At 39.9% G+C, this 11,671-nt stretch carries 10 protein-coding genes; 2 read left to right on the forward strand and 8 right to left on the reverse strand.

Annotated elements, in window-relative coordinates:
- Positions 1–2: 2 nt before the first annotated feature.
- A complete protein-coding gene (locus tag F938_RS15695) occupies positions 3–290 on the forward strand; it encodes a DUF1330 domain-containing protein (protein ID WP_005033291.1) in 288 nt (95 codons plus the stop codon).
- Positions 291–419: 129 nt separating this feature from the next.
- Here the strand turns inward: F938_RS15695 and F938_RS15700 are convergent, their stop codons facing one another.
- From F938_RS15700 to F938_RS15730, 7 genes are all read right to left on the reverse strand, one after another.
- Positions 420–2,648 carry a TonB-dependent receptor gene (locus F938_RS15700; protein ID WP_005033293.1) on the reverse strand — a complete coding sequence of 743 codons (2,229 nt, stop codon included), beginning with the start codon at positions 2,646–2,648 and terminating at the stop codon, positions 420–422.
- Between the two features lie 140 nt (positions 2,649–2,788).
- Positions 2,789–3,775 (reverse strand): siderophore ABC transporter substrate-binding protein, encoded by a 987-nt coding sequence (locus tag F938_RS15705; RefSeq protein WP_005033295.1) that lies wholly within the window; start codon positions 3,773–3,775, stop codon positions 2,789–2,791.
- A 4-nt stretch (positions 3,776–3,779) separates the two neighbouring features.
- Entirely contained in the window at positions 3,780–4,550 is a 771-nt protein-coding gene (locus F938_RS15710) for an iron ABC transporter ATP-binding protein (RefSeq protein WP_005033297.1), read from the reverse strand.
- A complete protein-coding gene (locus F938_RS15715; protein ID WP_005033300.1) occupies positions 4,547–5,494 on the reverse strand; it encodes an iron chelate uptake ABC transporter family permease subunit in 948 nt (315 codons plus the stop codon). Before F938_RS15715 ends, F938_RS15710 begins: the two co-directional genes overlap by 4 nt.
- Complete coding sequence (locus tag F938_RS15720; protein ID WP_004829639.1) at positions 5,494–6,435, reverse strand: ABC transporter permease; 942 nt, start codon at positions 6,433–6,435, stop codon at positions 5,494–5,496. Before F938_RS15720 ends, F938_RS15715 begins: the two co-directional genes overlap by 1 nt.
- The gene (locus tag F938_RS15725) at positions 6,426–8,204 is read right to left on the reverse strand and encodes an ABC transporter ATP-binding protein (protein WP_005033302.1); all 1,779 of its coding nucleotides are present in this window, start codon (positions 8,202–8,204) and stop codon (positions 6,426–6,428) included. Before F938_RS15725 ends, F938_RS15720 begins: the two co-directional genes overlap by 10 nt.
- On the reverse strand, positions 8,198–10,003 hold the full coding sequence (locus F938_RS15730; RefSeq protein ID WP_005033304.1) for an ABC transporter ATP-binding protein: 1,806 nt from the start codon (positions 10,001–10,003) through the stop codon (positions 8,198–8,200). Before F938_RS15730 ends, F938_RS15725 begins: the two co-directional genes overlap by 7 nt.
- A 206-nt stretch (positions 10,004–10,209) precedes the next feature.
- Between F938_RS15730 and F938_RS15735 the strand changes: the two genes are divergently transcribed.
- Positions 10,210–10,818: a TetR/AcrR family transcriptional regulator gene (locus F938_RS15735; protein WP_005033306.1), complete on the forward strand. Its 609-nt coding sequence runs from the start codon at positions 10,210–10,212 to the stop codon at positions 10,816–10,818.
- 142 nt (positions 10,819–10,960) lie between these two features.
- Here F938_RS15735 and F938_RS15740 read toward each other — a convergent pair whose 3' ends face one another.
- Positions 10,961–11,590, reverse strand: coding sequence for a siderophore-interacting protein (locus tag F938_RS15740; protein WP_005033308.1), 630 nt, complete (start codon positions 11,588–11,590; stop codon positions 10,961–10,963).
- Between the last annotated feature and the right edge of the window lie 81 nt (positions 11,591–11,671).

Below are 11,671 nucleotides of genomic sequence, written 5' to 3' on the forward strand. Positions count from 1 at the left end.
AGATGTCTGCATATTGGATTGCCCACGTCACCGTACATGATTTAGAACAGTACCAACAATATATGGCTTTAGCACCATTGGCTTTTGAAAAATACGGAGCAAAATTTCTTGCACGTGGTGGGAAGTCATTGGTGATGGAAGGTTCTGAATATGCACGACATGTCATTATTGAATTTGTAGATTTGGCCACAGCTCAGGCTTGTTATCACTCCGAAGAATACCGTAAAGCCAGATTGGCACGTGAAAATTGTGCTGATGTCATGATCAGTATTGTTGAAAGCTTAGACTAAGTGATTGGAATATTTTAAGGCAGTGCTTGATCGATGCCATTGTTCAATAGATTGAAAAGAGCAGCTAAACTCTTTTCAATCTGCTCGCTGACTGGTTCTCACTGTTTGGAAAAACTTAGACAAGGCATATTAAAAGTCCAAAGAAACTGACAACATATATGTTCGTGGAGCGCCCAGTGCTAAACTGGATAACTGCGGCATTCCCCAATAAGCTTTATTGGTGACATTATTCACACTGGCACGTATGGTCATTGGAAACTGTATTAGCGCTGATTTATACCTTGCGCCCAAGTCAAATAATGTTCGACCTGAAGCAGATAATGTATTTTCCTGATTGATATATTGCTTAGAAACCGCAGTTGCATTTGCTGTCAAAGTCAAGCCATCTAAGATCGACGTATCCCACTCTAAGCCCAGCTTAGCTTGTTGTTTTGCAACACCTGTTGCGGTATTGCCCTGATTTTTTCCGCCTGCTGTTTTGGTTAATTCAGGATCAATATAAGCAATCCCCCCCAGTAGACGAACATGCTCAACAGGTGTCGTTAAAAAGCTCCATTCAACACCTCGGTTACGCTGTTCGCCATCCGCAGTGAAAATATTGGTCACTGGGTCGGTATAGCTACTTGGTTTTTCAATTTCAAACACGCTTAAAGTGTTACTGAATTGACCGATATCAACTTTTAATCCCACCTCTTTTTGCTTGGTTTTAAAGGGTGCAAATACCTCCCCAGCATTTACAGCAGTATATGGAGCGGTTGTTCCTTGGCTTAATCCTTCAATATAGTTTGCATAGAGTGACAGATAATTCGTGGCTTTAAATAAAATTGCTGCGCCTGGTGTAGTCGCACTTTTGTCATAACGAAAAATTCGATTGCCTGTGACAATATTAAGCGATTCGCTCACCACCTCCTGTTGTCGTACACCCACGGTCAGTTGCACCTTGTCTTGGGCAAAAGATAAAGTATCGGCAATACCATAACTACTGAGGCGCGAAGAAGTTTTTGAGATATGTGGTGTATTAAATGGTACTGGTTTTCCCCATACTGGATCATATAAATTTGTGATCCATTCAGCACCAGCAACATTTCTGACTCCATAATCATTTTGATCATGTTCATAATAGGTCGCATTGGCAACCCATTGGTGGGCAACTACACCTGTATTCAAATGTCCTTTGAAGCCAATATCTGCCGATTTTTTTTCAAGATCAAATGCCAATTGACCCATTTTAGTTTCTAAAGTTCCTTGTTGATCAAGCACTGTGGCGGACATTGCACCATTATATTTATAATCAGTTTTGCTCTGTCCATAACTTGCATAAGCCATCAACTGATCATTGATATCATATTCACCACGTATCATTGCTCCTTTATCTTTGGTTTCAACAAATGACCAGTCTGGATTGAGTAAAGTATTTGGCTTAGGCGGTTTTGGAATATCCACCCCGGGCGCAAGGTTAATTCCTCGATTCACACCGTCTACACGATCCTCTGCACGATATAAATCTGCAGAGAAACGGGCATTTTCTCCACGCCAGTCGAGTCCTAAAGAAAATTGTTGGGTCTGCTTATCTTGATCTTTGATTGCTCCATTTCCATCACGATAGACACTATTGAAACGCACACCAAATGCTTTATTTTCTCCAAAACGTCTCCCCAAATCCAGATGTCCCCCCCATTGGGAGTCTGACATATACGTTGCCGTGAAACGGTTTAATGCTTCATCATCCGCCCTTTTGGTCACCAAGTTAACCACACCTCCTACCGAACCTGCTGGTGGCATTCCATTTAACAAAGCCGAAGGTCCTTTCAAAACTTCAACTCTTTCAAACATCTCTGGAGAGGTGCGATAAAAAGGTGTAATTCCAAACATTCCATTCATCGACATATCACTGGTACTCGATGAAAATCCACGAATGTAGTAATTTTCACTCCACCCACCACTCGCCCCATTGGTAAAAACAGAAGGATCAGTTTTTGCAATCACCTCAGTGATATCTTTAGCTTGTTGGTTTTCAATATATTGATCTGTATAGCCAATACTATTAAATGGCGTTTCCATGAAGTCTTTATCACCCAGAAAACCTAGGTTATTTTGCGATGAAATCTGTCCTGCAAAAGTTGTAGATTTATCTTGTAACGCTTGTACATTGATGGTCGGTAATTGTGGTGATGCGGATTGAGACAAGTTTAACTTTTGGGTGTCTTCTGCATGTACTAAAGAAATCGGGATGCTTAATGTAAGCCCCCAACCCAACATCATTTGTGCAGAAATCAAGTTTTTAAGCTTAAATTTAGACTGTAAACATCTGAATAATTGCGTTTGACCAGTCGATACAACGCTATTGAAAAATTTCATATCTGTATATCCATTGATTTTTTAGACACAGCTTTCCTGAGCACACTTTTTTCAATAAAAGTATGCGATCTGAATATCTGAACGGTATGTTTTTGGCTAGATGTTTATCTGGCTATAAATTTATCGTAGAAAGACTTAATTCATAGTCGATACCCCTTGAGAACATCATTCATTAAAATTTGCATAGAACTCGGACTTGCTGCCGTGGTGTACCACGCATCTGCATCAACAAAAACAACTTTGCCTGTTTTCCATGCTTTGGTCTGACGCAACAATGGATTGCTAACATTTTGTGCATCAATTGTTGGGCGATGTTCCATAACCGCAGTACGGTCTACGATATACAAAATATCGGGATTCGCCTGTTGAATGAATTCACTCGAAATAGGTTGTCCATGCAAACTGGTATCTACCATCGTACTGGCAGGTTTTACACCCAAGTCATTAAAAATAAAGCCATAACGTGACTGAATACCAAAATTACTAAATGCACCATTGTTATGTAGAACCACCAATGCTTTTTCTGGACGAGTAGCAGTTATCTGTTGAACTTGTCTAATTTTTTTATCTAATTCAGCCACTTTTTGTTGAGCCAAAACTGTTCGATCAAAAATTTTTCCCAAACTCATCAAATGGGTTTTGATCATGTCTATATGATGATGCTGACTGTTATTAAAGTTGATGTCATAGTGTAAAGTCGGTGCAATTTTAGATAACGCTTGATACTGATTTGCTTGTAATGGCGTCATCAAAATAAGATCAGGCTTTAATGCATAGATCTTTTCCATATTCGGCTGAACAATAGCACCTAGATCTTGAACATTTTTATCTTGTTTATACTTGCTTAAAAAGTGTGGTACGTAGTCCTTTGGCATTCCCGCTATAGGAACATCCAATTGGTCGAGAAAATCTGCCTCATTCATATCCAATACAGCAACACGTTGCGGTCGATAATCCAGTTGTGTTTTACCCAGTTCATGTTTAAACACAATAGGCGTATCAAGTTGAATAGTCTGTTGTGCTTGGTCTTTGGGTTTGATTTGATCGTTGGATTCTTGGCAAGCCGTGAAATTCAACATGACCAAAATGGCAACCACAAGACGTTGAGATTTGTTGTTCCAATTCATAGATTCAAGCTCCTGATGAGTTGAAGTAGTTACACATATAGCCATGCTCACTATAGCTAATGTCAAAATTTAGCTCGTACAGGTCACTTAACTGTGCCGCAGTAATCACCCTTTGAGTTGGTCCACTCAAATAAACCGTATTGTTTTTCAAGGCGACAATATGATCTGAATAATTTGCAGCGAAGTTGATATCGTGAATCACTAAAATCACGGTTCGCCCCTGTTCATCACACAATCGACGTAAGGCCTGCATAATATGAACAGCATGTTTCATATCGAGATTATTGAGAGGTTCATCCAATAACAGCACCTCAGTTTGCTGTGCAATGGTCATTGCCAAAAATGCCATTTGACGCTGACCACCACTGAGTTCATCGAGATAACTGTCACTCAAAGCATCTAAATCTAGAAATTGGATTGCTTCATCAATCACGTGATGATCATATGAAGTCAATGAACCACGACTATAAGGAAAGCGCCCAAAAGCTATCAGCTCTTTCACGGTCATCCGCAAATTCATCCCTGGTGTCTGTCTGAGGGTTGCCACATTCTTGGCATATTCCGCGAGGTGTATCTCCCGAATATTTTGAGTATTGAATAAAATCTCCCCCTGATCTGGCTGAGACAAATTTGCCATCATCATCAATAGCGTCGATTTACCTGCACCATTGGGACCAATCAAGGAAGTTAACTTTTTTTCAGGAAAATCAATGGTCACTTCAGAGAGTATATTTTTGATACCATAGGATTTATAGATATTACGAACACTGATCATGTCACACCTCGAGTACGGACCACCAATATGAGAAAATAAATACCGCACACCAAATTGATCAAAATACTGACTGTCGTTTTATAATTAAATACATGTTCAACAAGGATTTGAGCGATTAGAAAAATTGCGACTGCAACCAGACACCCTATCGCTAGAGTAAATTTATGCTGATAACTTTTTGCAATGGCATAAGCGATATTGGCAATAAACACGCCCATAAATGCTGTAGGACCAATTAAACTGGTTGAAACTGCCACCAAAACGGCAATCAAAGCCAAATAAAATTTGACATAGTGATGATGATCAACGCCTAGTGACATTGCTTGTTCACGCCCTAAACTTAATACGTCCAAAATTGGTAAAGTATTCAGCACTCGCCATAAAACAAAGACAATCATAATCACGGCAAAGATCAGGGTTTCTGACTGAACACGGTTAAATGATGCATAACTTAATCCTTGAAAAACTGAAAATTCACCCGGACTAATTTTTAATTGAATAAATTGAGTGACAGTGCCAAGCACCATGGTAAAGACCAAACCAAATAGCAAAAGCTGAAAAAGATCTTTGTGTATGCGCGATAATAAAAATAGATGAAGTGCCCATGAATAGAACAACATCAGAAAAATACCCATAAAAAACTGAGCAGTTATGCCAAGCCATAACACCCCTTGAGTACCAAAAATAAATAACAATAGGGCTTGCCAGAGTAAATAAACCGCTTCATAGCCCATGATGGCGGGTGTTAAGACACGATTGCCCACAAGAGTCTGAAAAATGATAGAGGTACATGCCACACAAATTCCGCCCAATACAATCGCAGCAAGTCTAAATAGGCGCTGAGGAATGACATAATCCATATCAAGGTGGGAACCGAAGAATATAAAAACAATTGCAAGAGCAACGGTTGCACATAGCATTGTGCCGAGCTTGTTTATATTCATTAGCGCAGCCCTCGCAGTATCAAGAGCAAGAAGATCACTCCTCCTGCTCCACCTGCGGTGAGACCGATAGGAACTTCAAATGGATAAAGGACAGAACGCCCAACGATATCGCAGAGTAGAAGTAATGAAGCACCAGCCAAAGCAACGATGGGTAAAGTTTTTGCTAAATTCTCACCATACTTCAAAGCCACCAGATTGGGGATCACCAACCCTACAAATGGAATTGCTCCAACTGTAATCACTGTTGCTGAAACTGTAACTGCTACAAGCAATAAGCCGATTGCAGTCATCGTGGCATAATTTAGCCCCAAGCTTGATGCCATGTCTTGACCCATACCCAGTACAGTGAAACGATGTGCAAAAATATAGGTCAGTAGGATGATGGGTAAAATAAAATAAATAATTTCATAGTGCCCTTGGACTACACGAGAAAAATCTCCCATCAGCCAAGTTTGCATACTCTGCATGATATTATTTTGATAGGCATAGAATTCCGCCAGGGCAGTCAATATACCGCCATACATTAATCCAATCACAGGGACTAATACGGTGTTCTTAAAGCGAATTTGGCGAATAATCACAATGTAAAGCAAACTAGCAATCAGACAGAAAAGCATTGCAAATAGCATTTTACTCAATGTACTTGCTGCTGGAATAAGCGTGAGTGACACCAATATCCCAAGTTTTGCTGCATCTAAACCACCCGTGGTTCCAGGTTCGACGAAACGGTTACGGACAATATGTTGTAAAATCACACCACATACAGATAAGCCAATACCAGTCAAAATAATGGCAATCAAACGAGGAATACGGCTTGCAGTCAGAGTCAACCATGCTTCACTCGACATGGATAACAAGCCATTAAAATCAAGTTGTTGTGCACCAAGCAAAAGTGAACTAATACAAAGCACACAGAAAACAAAAAATAAAGCTAAAGGCATTTTGAAGTTGCCTCAGCCTGTATTTTTTTGCTAATTTTCCATCCCTTAACGTTCTGACTCTGTTTTAAATATTTGGCATAATAACCACCACTTAAGCACAGTTGTGAAGGTGTTCCTTGTTCAATTATCTGTCCATTATCTAATACGACAATATGATCGGCTGTTGCAATGGTTGAAAGCTGATGGGCAATCACCAATATGGTTTTTTCCCCACGTAAATCGTTTAACACCTCAGCAATAATTGCTTGATTTTCTGCATCCAAGGCAGCAGTTGCTTCGTCCACCAATAAAATTGGTGCATCTTTAATCAGCGCCCTAGCAATCGCAATGCGTTGTCGCTCTCCACCTGAAAGTCGAGCGCCCCCCTCACCTGTCTTGGTCTCAAGACCTTCTGGTAGACGAGCAATCATTTCTGAAATCCCCACTTTTTCAGCAACTTTTAGAATATCTGCATCTGTTGCATTGGGCTGACCAATTCGAATGTTTTCTGCAATCGTGCCAGCAAATAAATAATTATCTTGAAAAATTTGACTGATCTGTTGGCTAAGCTGTTGATCAGGCAGTTGTTTAACATCAACCCCACCAATCAAAACTTGACCTTGATTGGCATCAAAAAAACGGGCGATCAATTTGACCAACGTGGTTTTTCCTGAACCCGATGCCCCGATCAATGCCGTCATCGTTCCTGAAGGAATAAATAAGCTCAGGTCTTGTAATATTTTTTGCCCATCTTGTGTATATTGAAAATCGACATCTTTAAACTCAATTGAAGCATCTACAAGCTGTTGTGGTTTTTTTCCTTCTGTGAATACTTGGATGTTTAAAATATCTCGCATTTCCTGTAACTGACTGTCTGCACTGCGCAACACTTCGCTATAACTTGCGACTTCTAATAATGCATCAATAAAGCGACTGATAAATAACAACGATATGGCGATACTTAGCATATCCTGACTGAGAAAATGCCCTGTCATTTGCTGATTCACGAGCATAAACATAGCCAAAATTAGCAGGACAAAAACAGCTTGAATTGCCCATGTATTCATTACTGAGGATAGCGATGACAGTAAAATCAGTTTAAAACTGGCTTGACGTTGTTGATCAATTGCTTGATCAAGAAATCGCTGGCTATTTCCTTCAGCATTAAAAGCACGAAAAACAGATTGTGCCTGTGCAAACTCCACAACACGCTGACTGGTTTCAGCAAAACGCTGCTGATAAGTTTCATCTGCATATTTTGCAATTCTTGAACTGAACCAGAACACGACGACAATTAAAGGAATTGCCAACAACGCAATTAATCCTAAAATGCCATAGATAAACAGTAAACCGACAATAATCACCAATGGTGTAATCACCCCAGAAATTAAAGGGGTAAAAACATGTGCTGGAAGCTGTGCAACAGACATCATGCCTTGTGTCACCAGATGATTAAATTTTGCTGTGTTTTGAGGATTAAACCAACCGACAGGTAGGCTCGCAACATGCTGACCTAGACTTAAACGAGCATGTTCTAAAAGTGCAATTCCAACCTTGATTCCCATTTCTTCAACAACACGGCGTAAGCACCAACACAACACAATTCCAGCAAACAATAGACTCAACCAAAGTCCAATTTGTTGAATATTGCCAAGGATTAACTGTGACAAAATCAATCCCAGTAGCAAAATGCTCAAACCACAAATTAGACCATATAACAGAGCAATCCCAAGATAACGATGAAAAATAGAGACATCGTCACCCAACAGTTGAGAAAATGTTTTCAGCATAGGGTTTCTCCAGTTGATTGTTGGGTATGTTTGTCCAGATGTGACCACAATTGGGCATATAAGCCTTGATGGTTTAAAAGTTGCGTGTGCGTCCCCTGCTCAATGATTTTCCCTTGATCGAGCACCAAGATACGGTCTGCATGCATAATGGTCTCCAAGCGATGTGCGATCACTAAAAGAGTTCGATGTTGAACAAAATTGGACAGTGCATTTTGGATAGCCATTTCATTTTCGATATCCGCTGCTGCTGTCGCTTCATCGAGAATAAGAATGGGTGGATCAAGTAGAATTGCTCTAGCTATACTGATCCGTTGGCGTTCACCACCAGAAAGTTGAATCTCATCACCGATCATGGTTTGGTATTGTTTGGGTAAACGCATAATACGATCATGAATATTGGCTGCTTTTGCTGCTTGTTCAACCTCCTGCTGGGTTGCATTAGATCGTCCTAAAGCAATATTGTCATAGAGACTGGCATGAATCAGTTGTGTGTCTTGCAACACAAACCCTATTTGCTGATACAACATATTTGGCTGAATATTGCGCAAATCGACTCCGCCCAATGTGATATGACCTTGGCTTGGGTCAAAAAATCGTAAGATCAATTGCGCTATGGTTGATTTTCCTGCTCCCGATGGACCCACGATGGCTGTAAAAGTTCCAGGTTGCAGCGAAAAATCCAGTTGAGATAACACCTCATGCGTTTGATCATAGGCATAGCTCACCTGATGAAAACAGACTGTCTGATCTTCGAGTACAAGTGATTGTGTTGTTGGAGAGACCTTTAATATCGGTTTTTCTAACAATGCCAATATTCGTTGTGCTGCAGCATCGCTAGCTTGCAAATCATGCAATAGGGTATGCAATAATAAAACGGGGGCACAGATTGCCGGAGCAATCAAGACAAAAGCCAATAAATCGATGGGATTTAACCACCCTAGATATATGAAAATTGCGCCACTCAACATGACCACACCCAATATCGTGATCGGTGAAATCATGGCATGTGCATGCGCCATAGATTTAACCAACGGGCGAGTAAACACTTTAAATGCGTGTGCAAAAGTACGAACAGCCTGCTGATACCCCACCGAAGCTTGTCCACTTTGGGCGAAAGTTTTTACGATCGGAATTGCACGGGTAAATTCAACAGCAGCACTATTAATCTGCCCCATTTGAACAGCAAAATCTTGGATATTCTGCTCACTTGCATGCATGGCTTTGCGCAAAAAAAACACAAAACCTACGAATGGGAGCAGTGACAGAACTGCCATTCGCCAATCGATATAAAATAGAAAGATAACAGCAATAATAATAATACCTAGCGCTCGTCCAACAGCTGGATAAAAATGCGCAGTCAAACTATGAAGCTGCCCCATATCATCTTGAATAATTTGTTTTACTTCCCCAGAACTTCGTTGTGTAAACCATCCTAAAGGCAGTTGAGTAAGATGCTGAGTAATATCTTTTTGTAATATCCCAGTGATTTTATGGTCTGCTAAATGTGCAATGAATTCACTGAGGGTGATCAATAGCATCCCCAACAATAAACTTCCCGAACAGCCTAACAATATCCATAAGGCATCAGATAAATCGACGTTAAACATCTCCATGGTACTGTGACCAAGAAACAAAACTTTGACGAAATAGGCAATGCCGATGAGTGGCACTAAAGTCAGCATTGAACCCAAAGCAGCAATCAACGAAGCTAAAAATAAATGGAGCCGTATGGGTTTCAGAACAAAGCTGAGAGGATTAATAGATCTAGGCTGAATTTCATTTACATCACTTGCACACATAACATAAAAAACCTGTTTTGATTATTCCCGTTCCGCCAAGTTCTGATGTTGTTGAGAAAATGACAGTAAATCTATTTATAAATAAAAATGAGAATCAATATCAATAGATTTAGTTGCATTGTAGTAAACTAATTAAATAAAGTAAACGGATTTGACCCACTTCTCGTCACATGGCAACATGAAAAAATCAATTGTATGGAATAATTATGCCTCCTTTAGCCAAATCATCATCTCGCGGACGACCACGTACAATCACCCATGAGCGCATCATGAATGCTGGTATAGAGATAGGTTTATTGAATATTACTTTTGTAGGTGTTGCCGCTGCGTTGGGTATTAGCCATATGGCTTTATATAAACATATTGCCAGTCTGGAAGAGCTTAAATATCTAATTGCAGAAGAAATTTTTCTGAGATGGCAGATTCCCCTACCAAAATCTCCTGATCAAATAGAATTAAAAGAATATCTCATTATTTTTATGCATTCACTGCGTGAATTGGTCAAATCAAATCCAGGTTTTACCCCTTATTTAATTCGTAGGATGGCATCAACACCATCCATGGTGACTAAAATACAGCACCATCATCAGGCTGTTGCTGAAACCTATCAACTTACTCAAGAACAGGCACGGTGGTTAAATGCAACAATTGCTTTTCATTGCATTGCTGTCGCTGACACCATTTACTCTGTGGCAGGCAAAGACCCGATTAAGGCTGATCATCGAGAAATGGAAGAAGCGGAAATGGAAGCAGAATTCATCCAAAGTATGCAAGCATTAATTATCGGCGCATTACACATGCTGAATATAAAATAACGCTATCTATAATTTCTCCATGTATATTTCATATCACACGAATTGTTAAATTTTCTTAGCATCAAAACTGTGAAGAAATCACGATGGATTGAAGGTAGCAGCAATAGCATGTCTACATCAACCTATCATGATTTCATTTACATCATATCTTTACATCAAGATCGTCAAACTCAGTTAAACCCTGCCCTTGTTGAACCAGCTTTGAATAATGTTCCAATCGAGCTTCATCGATAACGCTACTGCTCACACCTGCTTTCCAATAACCAAATACACGTACATCTTCTTTTGCCATTTTGAGTTGTTTTAGACAGAACTCTCGGATTTGGCGAGCTTGCTGACGTTCACAGGCTGCCCAAATTGTCATCTCATCAATACATTCAAGTTGTTGCACCTGTTCAAATAAACCTTGATTTTGAACATTCTGCTTAAGCCCAGTTTGATTAATGAGATGATAATTGACGCCCTTAATATCAGGTAATTCACTTAAGAGTTCAGCTTCGTGAGTGTCCAAAAATATCTCAGCTTGAACATGTTCTGGCCATTGATGCAACATTGCATATACAGCAGGAATACCCGTGTCATCAGCAAAAATATAACATTTTTTGCTTGTTTCAAAATTTGGGTTGGTATGTACACGAGGTCCAGTCAATGCCACCTTTGCGCCTATTTTTAGTGTATTTAGCCATCGCATTGCCGGACTTGGAGATGAATGACGCACTAAATCAATTTCAATTTCTTGGCTGAGCTTGTCAAAAGAGAGAGGTGGTCCCACTTGTTTGAACAACTAAAAGCGTATTTATAAGTGATATTCCGCTCTAGTTAAGCCACCTTGTTTTGTTGGGGTAGCTGATCA

This window comes from Acinetobacter bereziniae LMG 1003 = CIP 70.12 (genome assembly GCF_000368925.1).
GTDB classification, from domain to species: Bacteria; Pseudomonadota; Gammaproteobacteria; order Pseudomonadales; family Moraxellaceae; genus Acinetobacter; species Acinetobacter bereziniae.